Origin of the sequence: Pelosinus propionicus DSM 13327, from assembly GCF_900114615.1 — a bacterium.
Taxonomy (GTDB): Bacteria; Bacillota; Negativicutes; order DSM-13327; family DSM-13327; genus Pelosinus; species Pelosinus propionicus.
This window is the reverse complement of the sequence record NZ_FOTS01000007.1, coordinates 107258-124802: the sequence shown is the minus strand read 5'-3', so window position 1 is coordinate 124802 and position 17545 is coordinate 107258. Positions and strand designations below refer to the sequence as shown.

At 40.9% G+C, this 17545-nt stretch carries 16 protein-coding genes; 3 read left to right on the top strand and 13 right to left on the bottom strand.

What is annotated here, in order from left to right; genetic code table 11:
* Positions 1–108 precede the first annotated feature (108 nt).
* The 6 genes from BMZ99_RS05440 to BMZ99_RS05415 form a co-directional block, all read right to left on the bottom strand.
* Positions 109–1383 (bottom strand): MFS transporter, encoded by a 1275-nt coding sequence (locus BMZ99_RS05440; protein ID WP_090933725.1) that lies wholly within the window; start codon positions 1381–1383, stop codon positions 109–111.
* Positions 1384–1464: 81 nt separating this feature from the next.
* Positions 1465–1629: a Rid family hydrolase gene (locus BMZ99_RS05435; RefSeq protein WP_281246753.1), complete on the bottom strand. Its 165-nt coding sequence runs from the start codon at positions 1627–1629 to the stop codon at positions 1465–1467.
* Positions 1630–1704: 75 nt separating this feature from the next.
* Complete coding sequence (locus tag BMZ99_RS05430) at positions 1705–3300, bottom strand: N-acyl-D-amino-acid deacylase family protein (protein WP_090933721.1); 1596 nt, start codon at positions 3298–3300, stop codon at positions 1705–1707.
* 15 nt (positions 3301–3315) lie between these two features.
* Positions 3316–4500 carry a YgeY family selenium metabolism-linked hydrolase gene (locus BMZ99_RS05425; protein ID WP_090933719.1) on the bottom strand — a complete coding sequence of 395 codons (1185 nt, stop codon included), beginning with the start codon at positions 4498–4500 and terminating at the stop codon, positions 3316–3318.
* 14 nt (positions 4501–4514) lie between these two features.
* Positions 4515–5768 carry a diaminopropionate ammonia-lyase gene (dpaL, locus tag BMZ99_RS05420; RefSeq protein ID WP_407670176.1) on the bottom strand — a complete coding sequence of 418 codons (1254 nt, stop codon included), beginning with the start codon at positions 5766–5768 and terminating at the stop codon, positions 4515–4517.
* 324 nt (positions 5769–6092) lie between these two features.
* Entirely contained in the window at positions 6093–6908 is an 816-nt protein-coding gene (locus BMZ99_RS05415) for an alpha/beta fold hydrolase (protein ID WP_090933714.1), read from the bottom strand.
* A 155-nt stretch (positions 6909–7063) separates the two neighbouring features.
* Here BMZ99_RS05415 and BMZ99_RS05410 point away from each other — a divergent pair, with 155 nt between their 5' ends.
* Complete coding sequence (locus BMZ99_RS05410) at positions 7064–8401, top strand: putative DNA modification/repair radical SAM protein (RefSeq protein ID WP_090933712.1); 1338 nt, start codon at positions 7064–7066, stop codon at positions 8399–8401.
* Positions 8380–9183 (top strand): TIGR03915 family putative DNA repair protein, encoded by an 804-nt coding sequence (locus tag BMZ99_RS05405; RefSeq protein ID WP_090933709.1) that lies wholly within the window; start codon positions 8380–8382, stop codon positions 9181–9183. Before BMZ99_RS05410 ends, BMZ99_RS05405 begins: the two co-directional genes overlap by 22 nt.
* Here the strand turns inward: BMZ99_RS05405 and BMZ99_RS05400 are convergent.
* The 5 genes from BMZ99_RS05400 to BMZ99_RS05380 form a co-directional block, all read right to left on the bottom strand.
* A complete protein-coding gene (locus BMZ99_RS05400) occupies positions 9173–10504 on the bottom strand; it encodes an MATE family efflux transporter (protein WP_245754827.1) in 1332 nt (443 codons plus the stop codon). The two genes, BMZ99_RS05405 and BMZ99_RS05400, sit on opposite strands and share 11 nt — an antisense overlap.
* 166 nt (positions 10505–10670) lie before the next feature.
* Complete coding sequence (locus BMZ99_RS05395; RefSeq protein WP_090933705.1) at positions 10671–11015, bottom strand: CGGC domain-containing protein; 345 nt, start codon at positions 11013–11015, stop codon at positions 10671–10673.
* Between the two features lie 71 nt (positions 11016–11086).
* Complete coding sequence (locus BMZ99_RS05390) at positions 11087–11695, bottom strand: DsbA family oxidoreductase (RefSeq protein ID WP_090933703.1); 609 nt, start codon at positions 11693–11695, stop codon at positions 11087–11089.
* Positions 11696–11833: 138 nt separating this feature from the next.
* Positions 11834–13489, bottom strand: a complete 1656-nt coding sequence (locus tag BMZ99_RS05385) for a flagellinolysin (protein WP_090933701.1) — start codon at positions 13487–13489, stop codon at positions 11834–11836.
* Between the two features lie 355 nt (positions 13490–13844).
* Positions 13845–14648: an epoxyqueuosine reductase gene (locus tag BMZ99_RS05380; RefSeq protein WP_090933699.1), complete on the bottom strand. Its 804-nt coding sequence runs from the start codon at positions 14646–14648 to the stop codon at positions 13845–13847.
* A 359-nt stretch (positions 14649–15007) separates the two neighbouring features.
* Between BMZ99_RS05380 and BMZ99_RS05375 the strand changes: the two genes are divergently transcribed.
* Positions 15008–15898 (top strand): LysR family transcriptional regulator, encoded by an 891-nt coding sequence (locus BMZ99_RS05375; protein WP_090933697.1) that lies wholly within the window; start codon positions 15008–15010, stop codon positions 15896–15898.
* A 76-nt stretch (positions 15899–15974) separates the two neighbouring features.
* Here BMZ99_RS05375 and BMZ99_RS05370 read toward each other — a convergent pair whose 3' ends face one another.
* On the bottom strand, positions 15975–16724 hold the full coding sequence (locus BMZ99_RS05370) for an alpha/beta hydrolase (protein WP_090933695.1): 750 nt from the start codon (positions 16722–16724) through the stop codon (positions 15975–15977).
* Positions 16721–17536: an ABC transporter ATP-binding protein gene (locus tag BMZ99_RS05365; RefSeq protein ID WP_175490481.1), complete on the bottom strand. Its 816-nt coding sequence runs from the start codon at positions 17534–17536 to the stop codon at positions 16721–16723. Before BMZ99_RS05365 ends, BMZ99_RS05370 begins: the two co-directional genes overlap by 4 nt.
* Positions 17537–17545 lie beyond the last annotated feature (9 nt).

Sequence of the window (17545 nt, the reverse complement as noted above, 5' to 3'; positions counted from 1 at the left end):
GTAAGATATCATGATGTTTCTCCTCATTGATTATCTATTTTTCAATGAGCAATTTTACCCACACAAAGCAGTCGAGAATAATCTCGGCTGCTTTGTTCAAAACTTTTATTATACCTTTACTTCAGATACAGAACGCTCTTGCTGTACTGTGAAAGCAACCGCTGCTGAAGCAATAATGGCTATGATCAGGAATATAAACGCTTCATCAAAAGAACCTTGATTTGCATCGATCAGATAGCCCATGATAAAAGGAGAAATAAATCCCGCAACTTGTCCGCCAAAATTTACTGTGCCTGAGCTGGACCCCATAATATGAGGAGGAATCGTATCCATAACCAGTCCCCAGAATGCTGACATTGCTAAAAACATAAAGAATGCGGAAACACTCTGATACAGGATAACCATATCTGCTGAAGCTACAGAATATGTTAAATATAAGAAAAATCCAGCGATAAGCGCATTGGGAATAAACATCCATTTACGCTGACCTTTTATACGGTCAGATAAGTAACCACCAACTAACATACCAACTGTCCCAACAAAAAATGGTATGGAACCGGTAATACCTGTTTTAATGAGGGAAAATCCTCTGACTTTCATTAGATAAGACGGCAGCCAAGAAACAAAGCCCCAGAAAGTAATATCAAATAAGAACCAAATTAAAACCATCTGCCAAAGAATTGGCTTGGTAAGGAATGTTTTAAAGGTTATACCAGAGCTATTGGTGTCATGGCCTCCCTGCACCTGATCAATATTCAATTCCTGCAATTCTTCTTTTGTTATTTTGGGATGCTTTGCCGGATTATCTCTAAAGTAGTACCACATGAGCGCTGCAATCAAAAGACCGGGAAAACCAAGATAAATAAATACGTGACGCCAGCCATAGCTTGCAATAATACCAGCTGCAACTAAGGAAGCAACTGCAGGCCCCAGGGTATTTACAGATGATTGTATCGCAGTTGCGGTCGCCCTTTCTTTCGGTGGAAAGTAAGTTGCAATCATTTTCCATGAAGCGCCTGGAAAGCAGCCTTCCCCTACGCCAAAAACCAAACGACAAAACAGCATAATAGAATAAGAACTCACAAAACCAGTAAGAGTGGTAAATACAGAAAACCATGCAATCGCAATCGACATTATTTTTCTCGGGCCAAATTTATCCGCCAGCATTCCACCAGGTATCTGGAATAGTGCATATCCAGCAAAGAAGGCACTTAAAATTCCGCCTTGCATGGTTGCATCAATATTGAGATCTTTGCCGATAAAAGGCAGAGCAATACTAATGACCATTCGATCTAGAAACGAAAACAACCATCCTGCCCAAATAATCGACAAAATCGTGTGTCTGACTTTCCACCGAAAACCGCCTTGCGTTAACTCACTCATACTCTTTCACTCCCTATTTTTGTGCGGGCAAATTCTTGCCTATATTTATTACGTTACTCCTCTTTTACTGCAACTTGTTTTTTAGATTACAGCAATCCCTTCAATTTCAACCATAACATCCTTCGGTAACTTTACTACCTGTACACATGCCCGAGCAGGAGCCTGCTCTTTAAAGTACAAACCATAAATCTCATTCACAGCCTGAAAATCATTTAAATCTTTTAAGAATTGCCCCTGGCGCTTTATCAGTATTTACAACCGTTTTCATAAAATTGCCCCCTTATACTACTCATTTGCGCATCAATTAAAAATATTCAGTTTTTATGATTGACCATTCTTTCTAATCACTCTCCCTGCCAGTGTTTTGGCCTCCACACCATTTTGCACTACAGGGTTTCCATTAATGATGACGTGCTCAATCCCTTCAGGGTATTGAACAGGATCAATAAAGGTTCCTTTATCAATAATCGTTAGCGGATTAAAAACAACAATATCAGCAAAATTTCCTGCTTTTAACACCCCGCGATCAACAAAACCAAATACCTCTGCGGGCTTTGAGGTCATCTTTTGAATTGCCTCCTCCAATGTTAAGGCTTTATCCTCTCTTACGTATTTCCCTAATACTCTGGGAAAAGAACCAAATACCCGCGGATGGGGTTTCCCGCCCAAAAGTCCATCGGTACAAACATTTTGCTCAGGTCTCTTCATAAAACGAATGACATGCTCTTCTGTCCCATAAAAATCAACCATACCTACGGCATTCTCTTCATCATGCAGCAAGTCAAAGGTAGCTTGATAGGCATCTTTTCCTCTGATTTGACCAATTTCAATTAAATTCTTACCAATTAAATCCGCATTTGCTTTTGTTTTTACACTTGTTACAAAGATTTGATCTAAGCCAGCAAAATCTATAAAATTATCCCATCCTGGTATACCGTACTCAATATCATAAATCATTTTCTCTCTGAGATCAGCATCTTCCAGACGTTTGAGAAGCTTATCTGTCCCGCCGTCATGTACCCAGGGCGGTAAAATAACGCCTAACATCGTACTTCCTGCTACATAAGGGTACTGGTCAAAAGAAACCCTGATGCCTTCTGCCTGAGCGTTTTCTAATAACTCCACAACTTGATCAATCAAGTCCCAGTTCTTTCTGCCACATACCTTAAAGTGTGAAAAGTGAACTTTAACTCCGGACTGACGCCCAATGTGAATCACTTCTTCCATTGATTCTACAATGGTATCTGCTTCACTGCGCTGATGAACAACAAAGACACCATCATATTCAGCAACAACTTTGCACATCTCAACAATTTCCTTGGCCTCAGAGTAAGCGCAAGGCATATAAATAAGCCCCGTTGATAATCCAAAAGCACCGGCTTCCATTTCTCGTCTGGTGATTTCACACATTTTTTGAATTTCGTCTGCTGTAGGCAAACGATTATCCAGCCCTATAGCTTCCATGCGAATATTGCCGTGAGGAACAAGATAGCTTTCATTGAGACCGACTCCGATCTTTTCCATCATTTTCAGATAGCACTCTGTTGTTTCATAGGTCCAGTCGACATCATCGCTGTCCCCATCAAGACCTGCTAAATTTTTTCTCCAAGGACTAACATACTGCTTGGGCAATGGTGCCATGGAAATTCCATCCTGACCTAAGACTTCAGTAGTAACTCCCTGACGAATCTTAGGTATCACATAGGGGTCAAGCAATATTTTGAGATCAGAATGACTATGAGTATCAATAAATCCCGGACAAACTACCATCCCCTTCCCATCGATGACGGTGTCAAATCCATTTAGGCTTGTCTTTCCCACTGCTGTGATTCTATCATTTTCGATTGCTACATTGCCTATAAATCCTTTCGCTCCTGTTCCATCAATAACGGTACCATTTTGAATAAGAATCTTCATAGATTGCACCTCCTGTTACTTCAATACTTCTTTCAAAATCCCATAGTAGCCATTTGCTACATTCACTAACTGTTCGACTTCAATATATTCATCGATTGTATGAGCCAAGTTTTCTCGTGAAGGTCCAAAGCCAATTGTTTTAATTCCTGCTTCACCAGCATAATGACTGCCATTGGTACAAAAAGAATATTGAGTAACTGCAGGACTTATACCCATCGTTTTTATGCCTTTTAAAGCAGCTTGGATAAATTGATCTTCTTCATCATATAACCATCCTGGGAAGAACCTCTCGCCCTCAATGTTAGTTCCCGTATAACATTTCTCAACTCCAACGGCATATGAGGCTGTCCCTTTAAACTCAGCATCTTCCCTACTCATTTCTTCAATTAAATCCAATATTGGTTTTAATACAGATTCTCGCGTTTCGCCAACCAGCAGTCTTCTGTCATAGGTTGCTCTGCAGTAATCAGGTACTACAGATGCTCCAGGATAGGGTGATGATTTAATGTCGGTTAACTCCAAAATACCCTGTCCTAAAACAGGATGAAAGGTCATGGTAAGCTCTCTGATTCTGTCAATTAGTTTGGACATCTTGTATACAGCATTAATTCCGGCCTGTGGATTTGCAGAATGAGCAGGTCTACCATAGGTTTCTACTACAATCTCTGCCCGCCCTCGCTGACCTATTTTCAAATTCAGTTCCGAGGCCTCCCCAATTACTACATAATCCGGTTGCACCCTCTCACTTACTTCACGGGCAGCTACCCCTTCAAAACACTCTTCATGTACTACTCCAGCAATATAGATATCCCCGGCAAAATCCCGCTTTGTATCCATTGCAAAGTATCCTGCTGCCATAATCATGGCACTGACGGCCCCCTTCATGTCTGATGCGCCTCGACCGTAAATTTTTCCATCTTTCAATATTCCACCAAAAGGCGCTTGCTTCCATTTTCCATCATCGGGAACAGGCACCGTATCAATATGACCATCAAATAAAATCCGTTTACCTGGTCGCTTTCCCTTAATATGACCAACAATATTTCCATAACAATCCACCCAAAAATCATCAAACCCCATTTTTTGAAATGCCTTGCGAATTCGCTGCACCACATGATTTTCTTCACCAGAATAGCTCTGCTGCTGGACTAATTCACTGCAAAGTGTAATTAATTCTTCTTTTCTGCCTTCGCTCAACATAAATTTCACTCCTTTTATTTATAACTGGGATATGCTCCATCCCAAACAATGCTACGATATTGATCAGGGTCTGTATCACCTTCTGTACTAAACAGCAGCACAATTGAGTCTTTATTGAGTCCCAAGGCTGTTTGTGCCTGTTTTAGCTGTTCACTCTGCATGAGTTCGACCAAAGCGCCAGTCGTGACCGCCCCAGATTCTCCCGAAACCACCTTCCAATCGCTGCCTAGAGGATTTGCCAAGATCCTCATTCCCTTTGCTGCAACCCAATCAGGACAAGACATAAACATTTCGCTGTAATCACGCAGCACATTCCAGCCGATGGTATTGGGTTCACCACAAGCCAATCCTGCCATAATCGTTGCCATATCGCCACCAACAATTCTAGCTTTGCCATCACCAGCCTTCACTGACTTATATAAACAATCTGCCTGGTCAGCCTCCACAACAACAGTTTTAGGTCTGCTTGCTGCAAAGACAGAAGCAAAATAACCTTGTACAGCAGCGGCTAAAGAGCCGACTCCTGCCTGTATGAAAATATGTGTAGGCTGCTGGATCTTAATTTCGTTTAACTGCTCTAGGGCTTCTGCTGCCATTGTGCCATATCCCTGCATAATCCAAGTAGGAATATCCTCATATCCCTGCCAGGCGGTATCCTGAACCATTATCCAGCCTTTTTCTACTGATTCTTCTGCAATCATCCGAACCGTATCATCATAATTATAATCTGTGATCTTTGCTTCCGCTCCCTCTGCCCTAATATTTTCAAGCCTTCGAGGAGAAGAACCTTTAGGCATATATACCACTGATTTTTGCCCAAGCTGGCGGGCAGTCCATGCCACACCACGCCCATGATTGCCATCGGTAGTCGTTGCAAATGTAACATCACCTAATTGCGCTCTGATTCTCTGAGAAGTTATTTCTCCAAAAGGCAGCTCACTAATATCTTTCTGCAATTTCTCTGCCATATATCTTGCCATAGCATAAGAACCGCCAAGAACCTTAAATGCATTTAAACCAAATCGATAGGACTCATCTTTTACATAAATTCCTGAAACACCTAATAGTTGGGCTAAGTGACTGAGACTTCGCAAGGGTGTCTTTTCATAACCAGGAAAGCTCATATGAAATTGATTTGCTTTATAAATTTCCTGTTTATTTAAGAATCTAACAGATGCTTTACATTCACTATTATTAGCCATGAGATTGTTAACCCACTTTATTTTTCCCAGCACGATATCAACCTTCCTTTTAATACTTTTTCTCACTTTTACTAATTGCAAATTTCATGCCATGATTCAAAAAATATATTATCGCAGTAAAATCAGCCTCTAACAGCAGCATCTTAGAAAAAAACTTTGCTTTTTAATTATCAAAAAGATAAAAATTATCATTTTGATAATTAACCCCTTTTTTCTCACATATGCATCTAAAGTAGAAAAGTTAAAGATTTACTACTCTTTTTACCATAAAAATAGGACTTCAAAAGTTATATAAACTATTTTTGAAGTCTTATTTGGGAAAAGGGTTAATTATCATTTTGATAATTAACCCTTTTCATAATGTTCTTCGCAATCTTTTTCTGAACAACTTTATTCCTCCACAAATTGCACTAATTCCTTATTGAATTTATCCCGCTGATCATAGAACAGTCCGTGACCGCTGTACTTGAAGGGCACAAGTTTAGAGTTTTTAATTCCTTCATGCTGCGCAATAGCCAATGGAAACAAACATACTCTATCATGAATACCATGAAGAATTAAGGTAGGAACGCATATAGCTTCAAGATCGGCAAAGAGCCTTTCTTCATCTAGCCACGAGTTTGCAACCGCAGCAGTAGACCAGCCAGCCGCTTGTAGTCCTAACTGGAAGAACCAATCTGAAAAAGGCTGGGATACATACTGAAAGAAAAACATATCCCCAAAGCCCCTAAGCATTTTAGGACGATCATTTAGTGTATCTTGAATCATCTTGTCTACGTCTTCTTTCCTTAAGCCATGAGGAAAATATGGACGTTGAATCAAACTTGGAGCAGCAGCTGCAAAAAGAGCAAGCTTTGCTACCCCATAGCCATTGTGACGTGCCATGTAGCGAATCACAATGCCTCCCCCTGTAGAATGTCCTCCAAGTACAAAGTTCTCTAAACCAAGGGCATCAACCACACATCGAATATCATCTGCTGACTGATCGTAGTCATAGCCTCTCCAAGGCTTATCCGAATTGCCGAATCCTCTAAGATCAATTCCGATACAGCGATATCCCATAGCTGGAAGCTGGTCAAATTGATATTCGAACATTCTATGATTCGCTGGCCAACCATGTATAAATACAATAGTCTTACAGCTTCCTGGATTGACATCTTCTACATAAAGGTTTACGTTTGGTTCGACTTCAATAAAATATCCCATGCAAATCACTCCATATCAAGTCTTTACATGGTAATATATTCAGCTCGTAATAAAAAAGCACAGAATAGAACCTATTTAAATGGTCAAAAATTCCTTTGCAAAAATCGAACATATGTTCTACAATGTAATGAAGACACATAAAGGAGCTAATACACATGGATGTTTTTGATAAGCTGAAAATTTTGACCGATGCAGCTAAATATGATGTTGCCTGTACCTCTAGCGGAGTGAACAAAAAGGCAGCTGCCGGAGGAATTGGCAATGCAGCGGCCAGCGGTATCTGCCACAGCTTCTCAGGAGATGGGCGTTGCATCTCACTATTAAAGGTACTGATGACCAATGCATGTGCATATGATTGTAAGTATTGTGTAAACCGTAAGTCAAATGATACTCCTAGAGCGTCATTTACACCACGGGAATTGGCAGAACTAACCATCAATTTTTATCGACGCAATTATATTGAAGGACTTTTTTTGAGTTCTGGCGTGTTAAAAAATCCTGACTATACCACCGAGCAGATGATTGAGGCACTGCGCATCCTGCGAGAGGAATATCGATTTTTTGGATACATCCATGCAAAAGCCATTCCTGGCACTGACAGCGGTCTCATTGCCCAGTTAGGCATGTTAACTGATCGTATGAGTGTAAATATTGAACTCCCTTCCCAGAGCAGTCTCCAGATGCTGGCCCCCGACAAGTCAAAGCATTCTATTTTAGCGCCTATGAAATACATTCAAAATCGCATTCAAGAAAATTCCACGGATATCATAAAATATCGTCATGCACCAAAGTTTGTTCCTGCCGGTCAGAGTACTCAAATGATTATCGGTGCTACGCCAGACACTGATTTTCAGATTTTAAATTTAACAGAAGGTCTTTATAAAAAATATAAATTAAAGCGGGTGTTTTTTTCTGCCTACATGCCCGTGGCCGAGAACGACCTGCTGCCCACTTTAGATACAACTCCGCCTCTTTGGCGCGAGCATAGGCTTTATCAAGCCGACTGGCTGCTTCGTTTTTACGGTTTCACGGCAAATGAGCTTCTGGATGAGCATCATCAAAGCTTCAATCCTTATTTAGATCCGAAATGCAACTGGGCACTCCATCATATGGATTTCTTTCCTATGAATGTGAACCGGGCATCCTATACTGACTTGCTGCGAGTGCCGGGCATTGGCGTCAATAGTGCCAGACGAATTGTAATTGCCCGCCGCACAGCTACTCTCCAATTCAATGATCTTAAGAAACTAGGAGTTGTACTAAAGCGGGCACAGTATTTTATTAACTGTGGCGGTAAAGTCATAGGCAGCTTAAAAATCTCCCAGGATAAAGTACTACGATCTTTAATGTCGGAAAAAACATTGGGTATGTATCACCAGAGTTTCCCACTTCAATCCCAAGCCGAGCAGCTCTCTCTTTTCGAACAGCCACCCATGATACTATCTGGATTTCCACAGGAGGATCATCAAAGATGCTTGACCAATTCACTCTGATTTATCGTTATGACGGAAGCTTTGATGGACTGCTCTGCTGCGTATTTGAGAGCTATGATAAAAAAGAAATTCCGACAGAAATCATTCTGCCGGATATCTCTCAGACGTTGCTCTTTGCCGCTAAAGAAATTAGGACCGATGTTCAAAAGGCAAATCGAGTGCTGGCGTCCATCCCAGAAAAAATGGGATTTGATGCCCTAAATTTTATACAGCGCGCATTCTTAACCTGTGCTCCTAAAAAAGAGCTGTACATCCTTCTATTCCTGCGTTTGGGGTATCGCCATGGGCGTTCCGTAATGGATATGCTGGCTGATGATGCAGTCCATACCCTCTTTAAGGCTGTGAAACATTTGGATAATGAAAGCCACCTGCTGAAAGGATTTGTACGCTTCTCCATTTTCAGCAATGTTCTGGTCGCTGAAATTGAGCCCAAAAATTGCGTGCTGCCGCTGATGACCCAGCATTTTTGCGAACGTTATCCAGAAGAGCGTTTTTTAATTTATGATAAAACTCATGGCATGGCACTAGTTTATCATCCTTACCAGTCAGCCATTATTCCCATTGACGATCTTGAACTGCCTGAACCAGATGAACAGGAACAATCCTATAGAGCACTATGGCAGCTCTTCTACGATACCATCGAAATACAGGGTCGTCATAACCCCAAATGCCGTATGGGTCATATGCCAAAACGTTATTGGAAATATACGACCGAATTCGGCAGTTCATCAAAAAAGTCTTTGCTGAAGCTGGAAAATACCGCAAAGTTCCTTATACCATGACCTTGGTTTTCCATACACCGCTTTTCCAGCGCCATAACATACACATTCCCCGCAGCCATTCATCGACAAGCATTAGAGCCCAAATCGCCGGCAAACCAAATCCTAAAATAACTCCCATATAGTAACCTAGCCCGATAGTAACAGACCACATAGAAAGTATGGCAACCAGAACTGGAAAATTGACGTCTCCAGCTCCCCGCAGGCCATAAATAAAAACAATATTAAATGTTCGCCCCGGCTCTAAAAGAGCATCAATTGCAAAAATCAGAGCACCAAGAGCGATAATCTTCGTATCCGTGGTGAAGATTCCAATGAGTTGATACCTAAATAAGAATAACATCCCACCAATGATCCATGCCGACCCAAAGGCAATCAAGAAATTTTGCATTCCAGCCTTCTCAGCTTCATCAAATTTCTTAGCTCCTACTAATTGTCCGATCATAATAATATTGGCTTGCCCAATGGCCAAGGAGAATAAAAAAGCCATTTTTATAATGGACCAGGCATATGTGCGTGTAATATACGCATCGGCACCCAGGTGGACAATAATGATCGTCATCAGCACTGTCTGACTCATGTTATAAGACATGTTTTCCATTGCAGCCGGAAAGCCAATCTTCAATAATTGTTTCAACTGAGATTTAGGAAATTGAACTAAATGACGCAGAATATTAAGTTTGAGCAGTTTAGTAAATAAATATAGCAAAGCAAAGCACACAGCAATTCCTTTACTGAAAACAGCTGCAATTCCAACACCATAAACTCCCATCGCCGGAATTCCAGTCACTCCAAGTCCCAATACAACAGATCCAATCAAATTTAAAATATTCATTAAAGCAGTAATCACAAGACACTGCTTTGTTTTCCCAAATCCTTTCAGTATAGCATCAGCCGACGAAAGCATCGCATCAAAAAAAATAAAACCACCTGCTAAGAGCAAGTAGGTATGAGCGTAGGATAATAAATTATCAGCAATTCCCATAAACATCAACATCTGTTTTCCACCGATGACTAGCACCAGACTGGCCAACCCGCCCAAAATCGCATTAAACAGCAGCGATACAGCAGCAACTTTATCAATTTCTTCGGGCCGCTTCGCCCCTACATTCTGGGCTACTAAAACTGAGGTGCCCATGGAAATGATAGCAAATAGCAAAAGAAAATTCCATAAAATTTGAATCGTCGCTTCCACAGCTGCTGCAGCAACACTATCATACTTGCTTAATATAAATACATTTACAAATCCGACCAATGTAATCAGAAATAATTCCAAGAATATCGGCCAGGCTAATTTAAATAATGACAACTGCTTCACAGCCATCCCCCCCATACAACAAAAACAGGATTCCAAATACAATTGGTTTATCCTATCAGAAAACTGTGAGATTGTCAAAAGCTTTATCCACATAAACTAAAATAAAACTGCAAAGGAGCAACGTTGCTGCCCGCAGCGAAGATAGGAAATAAATAAATATTTTATATTTTCTTTACTTAGCAGCTTTCTTTATAATAATGGTTTTTTGTCCCTTTCCTTCTTCTGATCCATGAGTATATCCAACGACATCAAAGTGCTCACTCAGGCGCTTTGCCAGTACCTCATAATTAGCGGCTTTTCCCCTCATACAGGTAGACAAATGTACCACATCCACACCATTTTTGATCATTGTTTCAATCTTATGGTCAATATCGCCGTCGGCATGAGAAAAGGTGATCAGCTCAACATCGTCCTTGTAGCCGGCAAATGCATCCTTTTTCTGAAAAAAAGCATTTAGGCATCCTTTTCCAGTACAACGCTTCATGGTTTCTTCTCTGACTAATATAGCAACTTTCATAATTCACCTTCATTTTTACATTTTCAAACGGTCTTTTCATGTATCTCTATCGAAATTATTATAGATCCTTATCATTGCTGCAATTGACTTAGATCCACTAGTGCCTTTTCAAAAATCTCGTAAGTTAGGGCCCCTTCTAATACCTTTTCCGGCCCACTAAAGATAGTCGGAACCCATTCCAGCTGCTTGTCCATACATTCCTGATCAGTCTCAAGCAATATTGGAAGATAACGTTCACTTGCAACTGCCTGCTCAAATGCCGCTGCATCCAGGCCAATCTGACGAGCAATATCGATTAGTACCTGTATATCACCGATATTTTTATCTAACACATAGCTGGTTTTATAAACCTCAGCAACCCATTCCTGCATCTTGCCATTGTCACGAGCAAATTCCAAGCCTTGCAAGGCCAACCGTGTATTCGGTACAAACAGCTTATTTCCCGGAACAATACCAGCCGGCTTACCAAGGCCATTCAGTTTCTCAACCCTTTCGCTTAATACAATACCTGGCACGACATCTTGAATCATCCGGCCGTCCTTTGGAAGATCAGGATGTATTTCCCAGCCAATCCAGTTAACCGCCAGATCAACTGTTTCCTTTAACTTTTGTACATATCCCCACGCAATGTAACAGTATGGGCAAGAAAAATCAAAAATAATTCGTAATGGCAATGTCATATGTATCTCCTCCTATTATGTAACGGCCTCATATGTAATCTTATTTTGCTAGAACATCTCTGTTTCTATTCTATTTCACACTTTATAGATAAACTCCTGCAGGATTATCCTTGCAGGAGTTTATCTGTATACCCATTTTTAACTAGTTTTCAGCAATTGTAATACTCTCTCAGGCTGTAATCTGGCTATCTTCGACGCATTGTTAGCGTTTGTCCCCTCCAGACTGGCCTTTACTTGCTCCACTTCTTTTTCGGCTCTATTAGAATCCGTTATCGCTGAAGAATTTGCATTTTCAACTACGATACTTTCTTGATTACTTAAATTATTTTTAATCTCACCAAGCTGTGCTTGCTTATCGGTAATATAAGATATGGCCTTATCAAAAAGTGCGCTAGCTGTATCAGAATGATTAACAAGATCGATTTGATCTGTACCAAGAACATGGCTATCCACTTTTAAAGGTGTGTAATTTCCCGTACTACTCTGAATCGTAGCAGCTTTATTTGCTTGATATGGAATTGGATCTTCCCTGCGAGTTGGCCAGATAACACGGAAGTTTTCCAGTGGTGTCTCCGTTGGATGGTTGATATCAGGAATTACCGATTCTGCCGTCTGAACGGGACCACCATCAACGGTAGAACCTCCTATAGCACCAGTATCTCCTCCAGCTAGAGAGGCTCTAAATTCACCTGCTGCATCAAGATTATGGATAAATGCAGCCCCATTCCCATTTTTAACATAATCATTAACAAATGCTTTCACATTTGAATATCGAGAGACATGGTTCAAAGCCTGATCAAGGCTTTCCGTTGGATTGGACTTTAGGTCCGTCATCAAGTCTTTTATGCCGCCGCTATAGCCATCTTCTTTTATTTTCGTATGTAAATAACGTACTGCCATGGATGCTGCAGAATAATGTAAACTCGTATTTTCCCAGGAACTATTGGTACCATCACCCAAAGCATCTTGGAGTGCTGTCGCGCCCTTCATTCCACCACCACTACGCTTCAAATCAAGAGCCACCCTCTCATTAGGGCCATGGATGAATTCCGCAGTTCCTTCTTTGAACCAGTTAGGCATCGCTTGAAAGTTCATCGTCCTCCCCATAAGCACATGAACCATCTCATGAGTAACCACACGATCATCATACTGTCCAGGATCTCTTCCCCCATTAGGCAAAGCAGCTGGAAGTGCACTCTTAACTGCAATATGCATGGTCTGATTAATTGCTTTGCCATCTTTATCGTAGTTGTACATGATCGCAGCAAGATAAGGTACAGAATCTTCATCCAGTACGATTTGCAATTCTGCTCCATCACCGACTAGCCCGTAACGCTCCTGAATAACGTCTTCTGCTACTTCTAACCAGTCACTCTTTAAGGCAGTCATAATCTCTTCATTGTTTGGATCTGATGAGTAAGTAGTTTTATAGTTGTCAATCTCATGATTTATATTATTAATTTCATTTTGAAGCCTTTCCTTTTCCGCTGCATCCTGAGAAGTAGCCGCTTGAGCCGCTAATTCTTTTCCTCGTTCAAGCATACTACGAATTTTATCTAAATCTTGATCCGCAGCTTGCAGCAAAGAAACACCGTTTTGTATATTTTCCAACGTTTTCGCTGGTAGGCTTGTCTTATTTTTTGTACCTTCAGACATTTCCACCTTGGCAGCATCTTCATATGTTGAGGAACTTGTCTCTATATTAGAAACAAGTGATAGCGGCTTCTTCTTTGTCACATTATCTTTTTGACTTGCAGCCTTATTCGTATCCGCAATAGCGCTATTAATTCTCATTATGCTCACTCCTAACCCCTCGTGAGAAGGTACAGCTTTTTCCTATCCTACATTTATATCGAAAGGATTTCTTTGAACTGCATTTGACTATATACAATTAAACTAAAAAATCAACAAACTGCAAAAAGCAATTCATTGATTTTTTTTATAAAGCTATATATTTTTGCTCAACACCAAAATGTCTACTTGACAATATTGTCATTGCGAGGAGGCGACAGCTGACATGGTAATCTCTACTGCCTCCCAGCTTGCTATTGGAGATTGTCGCGCTCCGCTCGCAACGACAGAACGTCAAGCGTACTTTCTGGTGAGGATCCATATTTAGGATTTGCCATTCATAGTGCTATTTGATTTATTATCTGTTTATAGACAAAGTATTTCCTTGTACATGAGGAATACAGGCTTCACAAGGTACAGCGGTCTGGCATTTTCCACAGCCGTATCTGGGACGATAGCGCGCCAATACGCGACCAAGGTAATCAGAACAAACCGCATTATCCTTGCCTTGCTCATTGATCGCAAAAGGGGGGCAGCGCAGGATACAAGCACCGCATTTTGTGCAATGTTCATCAAATTCAGTATACTGGCGCTCAGTAGCATCAATAGCAGCATCTACAATGATACTGCCAATCCTACCTGCAGAACCACGAGCTGTAATTAATGATCGATTCAGACTAAAGGTTCCTAGACCAGCTATAAATGCAATATGGCGTTCTGACCAATTACTGCGGCGATTGACCACACTAAAACGAGGATCCATAACGGGAACAACAGCTTTTATTCCTGCATTTTCTAAAAACGCTACTAGATAATTACTTAAAGAGTTATTGAATTGCTCTCCTTCATAGCGTCCATACATCCATTCCCGAGCAGCCACCCCTGGTTTTCGATTTGCTTCACGGACTCTTTTCGTCAAGGGCAAAAAATAAGATATAACAGACTTGGCACCTTCTAACCACTCCTGGGGCATTCGGTGCTGCGGGCCAACAACTTCATTCTCCTTTAGCTTTGTAAATAATGGATCATAGGCATCCGCTGCTGCTATCAGCGGCGCATCAAAAAGCTGCAGCGAATCTAACTCTGCAATCGTGTTCAGTGGACTATCCTTTATAAAAGCACTTGCAGCATCTTGAATCCTCTGTAACGTTATTCCTGTCATACATCATTCCTCCACACCTAGCTCATGGCGCCATCTAAAATAATGGTCATTTTGCAGCCCTTTCCAATGCTTTAAATAACCCAATGACTAGTACCTCATCTGCATTAAAAGTTCTGCTACTTTAGCAGCCTTTTTCCGTCCTGCTTCATTGGCATCGCCTTACAGATTCCCGATCTGCACGATTCTTCCGCTTTGCAGGTTAAAAACGCCTCGCTAAATTATCTATCTTTTCAACGCAGATGAGATACTATTAATTTTCTAATTTCATTGTACTACATCTCCTTAATTCTGTATAATTGAAATATAAGAATCATTATATCAATATTATTGAACTATCAATTATTGGAGTGATAATAACTATGGACCTACGAGGACTCAAAACATTTCTAACAATTGTAAAATTAGGCAGTTTCCAACAAGCGGCTCAAGAGCTTCGCTATGCACAATCTACCGTAACGATGCAAATTCAAAAGTTAGAGCGAGATTTAGGAGTAATCTTATTTGAACGTGGGAAAAGCTTCCGTCTGACAGAAGCCGGAAGAATTTGCAGCGAACAATCCGCCCATATCCTACGAGATGTCGATCACTTACAAGATACTATGAGTGATATCACTCTCGGAGAATCCGGTTCCATTTTATTAGGTGCTATCGAACCTACAGCAAGCTTCCGATTGCCTAACATTCTAGCTGCTTTTATGGAACAATATCCCAAAGTACAAATATCCATTCAAATTGGAAATACGTGCACCTTGACGGAACTCACTCTAAAAGGCGAAATCGACTTTGCTATTTCTTCCGTACCAGCAACCAGCTCTGGATTAATGTTTGACCCTTTATTTTCGGAACCCCTTGTATTGCTGGTTCCTTCCATGAATCCCCTTGCAATAAAGCAAGACATCACAATACAGGATTTAAAAGGAGAGCGATTCTTAGTTACCTCCCGCGAATGTGTTTTTCGAAAAAAATTATCGATACTACTACAAAAAATAGGCACTTCTTACTCAACACTTGAAATCAACAGTTTAGCTGCCCTTAAGTATTATGTTCAAGCCAATCATGGCATTGCCCTAGTACCAGCAGTTACTGTAACACCAGCTCCTGCTGGTACTGTAGTAAAAATGGTACAAAATTTGGATCTGGAACTAGACGTAGGATTTTTGCGCAGCTCTGAAAAAAGCACCTTTGGCATAGCAGAAGAAAAGCTATTTACTTTCTTAAGAAAATCGATATACGCCTTTCAAAACAGCTAAAAACGTATGTATCTGCTGAAGTAAATAGATCTACTTTAAAATAATAATAAGATGACCAGGTGCTCTATCTTCTAGATCACCTGGTCATCTTCATGGGAAATAACCATTGTAATGCAGTTGGGAAACGCTTCAGAAAAAAGGAGTGTCCATGATCCTCTCCCTCGTGGGTAAGAAATTGACATTGCTCCTTAAGAAACCCTTTATCTAATAAAATTTCATACGCTTCTTGATTTTTTGCGACCATGCTTCTTTGCTCGTTATTTTTTCTCTTCCCTTCTAACGATCCAACGTCCATGTAAATCCTGCGTCCGAGATGTACAACATCTGAGGAACGCATAAAATCAATAAATCCCGTATACCAAAAAGAGCCTGAGATTGAGGCAATCCTGCCAAAAATCCCGGGATACAGGTACGCCGCGTACATCGAGATCAATCCTCCAAAGGATGCACCTGCAATTGCTGTATTTTCCGGCTTCTTCATTGTACGATACTTCTCATCTATGTACGGTTTTAGCTCATTTGCCAAAAAAGCAAGATACTGAGATCCCCTACCGCCAAAGTCCGAAAATCCTGCTGTTACCGCCTTTGCAAACCAAGGACTATACTCATCATTGCGGTTATCCGGTTTAATGCCTACAAAGATAAACTCCCTCAGTTCTTTTGCAAACATCATTTCTTCTAACTCACTCAAACAGTCGCGAAACAGATAACCGCCATCATGCAAATAAACAACAGGAAAATGCTTTTGATGCATATCATAGGATGGTGGCAGGTAAATACAGATTTCACTGCTCATAAAAGTACTAAGAATCAGCGTTCCCGTCATTCCTCTCCTCCTACCGTTTCCTTCTCTGTCTGCAGATTATCATAACTAAAGCAAACAGGTACCCCATCCCGAGGATCAAGCATCACCCTAGCATCGATACAAAAAACTTGTTTCAATACTTCTGGTGTGATCATTTCCTGAGGACTACCCAACGCAATGACATGCCCCTCCTTCATAGCAACAATCTCATGAGAAAAACGGGCTGCGTGGTTAATATCATGCAACACCATAACAATAGTGCATTTCCTTTGACGATTTAACTGCTGCACAATCTTCAGCACTTCTAACTGATGTACCATATCCAAATAGGTAGTCGGTTCATCCAATAGAAGAATTGCAGTTTCCTGTGCCAATGCCATCGCTAACCATACCTTTTGTCGCTCTCCTCCTGATAAACTGCCCAACTCCCGCTGCCGAAAAGAAATCGTTTTGGTAATATTCATAGCCCATTCAATAGCCTTTTGATCCGCTATTGAACTTTTTTGTCCTTGATTGCGATGGGGGAACCGCCCATACGTAATCAATTCTTCTACGGTCAACTCTTTAGGCCCCACTGGATTTTGGGGAAGAAGTGTGAGTTTTTTAGCAATTTCCCGGGTTGAAAGATTTCTTAAATCCTGGTCATATAAAAAGACGGTTCCTGATTTTTGTTTAAGAATCCGTCCCATGGTTTTCAATAGTGTTGATTTACCACAACCATTAGGACCAATAATTGTGGTGATCTTCCCTTCTTTTACAGAAAAATTGAGATTCTGAAAAACGGTACGCTGCTCATAGCCTGCCTGCAGTTTTTCGGCTCTAAGTATACTCATATCCATACA

Coding starts and splice junctions, on each gene's coding strand:
- BMZ99_RS05390 (WP_090933703.1), bottom strand. CDS start 11,695: ATGACATTGCCATTACGAATTATTTTTGATTTTTCTTGCCCATACTGT.
- BMZ99_RS05410 (WP_090933712.1), top strand. CDS start 7,064: ATGGATGTTTTTGATAAGCTGAAAATTTTGACCGATGCAGCTAAATAT.
- BMZ99_RS05430 (WP_090933721.1), bottom strand. CDS start 3,300: ATGAAGATTCTTATTCAAAATGGTACCGTTATTGATGGAACAGGAGCG.
- BMZ99_RS05425 (WP_090933719.1), bottom strand. CDS start 4,500: ATGTTGAGCGAAGGCAGAAAAGAAGAATTAATTACACTTTGCAGTGAA.
- BMZ99_RS05405 (WP_090933709.1), top strand. CDS start 8,380: ATGCTTGACCAATTCACTCTGATTTATCGTTATGACGGAAGCTTTGAT.
- BMZ99_RS05440 (WP_090933725.1), bottom strand. CDS start 1,383: ATGAGTGAGTTAACGCAAGGCGGTTTTCGGTGGAAAGTCAGACACACG.
- BMZ99_RS05375 (WP_090933697.1), top strand. CDS start 15,008: ATGGACCTACGAGGACTCAAAACATTTCTAACAATTGTAAAATTAGGC.
- BMZ99_RS05370 (WP_090933695.1), bottom strand. CDS start 16,724: ATGACGGGAACGCTGATTCTTAGTACTTTTATGAGCAGTGAAATCTGT.
- BMZ99_RS05400 (WP_245754827.1), bottom strand. CDS start 10,504: ATGGCTGTGAAGCAGTTGTCATTATTTAAATTAGCCTGGCCGATATTC.
- BMZ99_RS05395 (WP_090933705.1), bottom strand. CDS start 11,015: ATGAAAGTTGCTATATTAGTCAGAGAAGAAACCATGAAGCGTTGTACT.
- BMZ99_RS05380 (WP_090933699.1), bottom strand. CDS start 14,648: ATGACAGGAATAACGTTACAGAGGATTCAAGATGCTGCAAGTGCTTTT.
- BMZ99_RS05365 (WP_175490481.1), bottom strand. CDS start 17,536: ATGAGTATACTTAGAGCCGAAAAACTGCAGGCAGGCTATGAGCAGCGT.
- BMZ99_RS05415 (WP_090933714.1), bottom strand. CDS start 6,908: ATGGGATATTTTATTGAAGTCGAACCAAACGTAAACCTTTATGTAGAA.
- BMZ99_RS05385 (WP_090933701.1), bottom strand. CDS start 13,489: ATGAGAATTAATAGCGCTATTGCGGATACGAATAAGGCTGCAAGTCAA.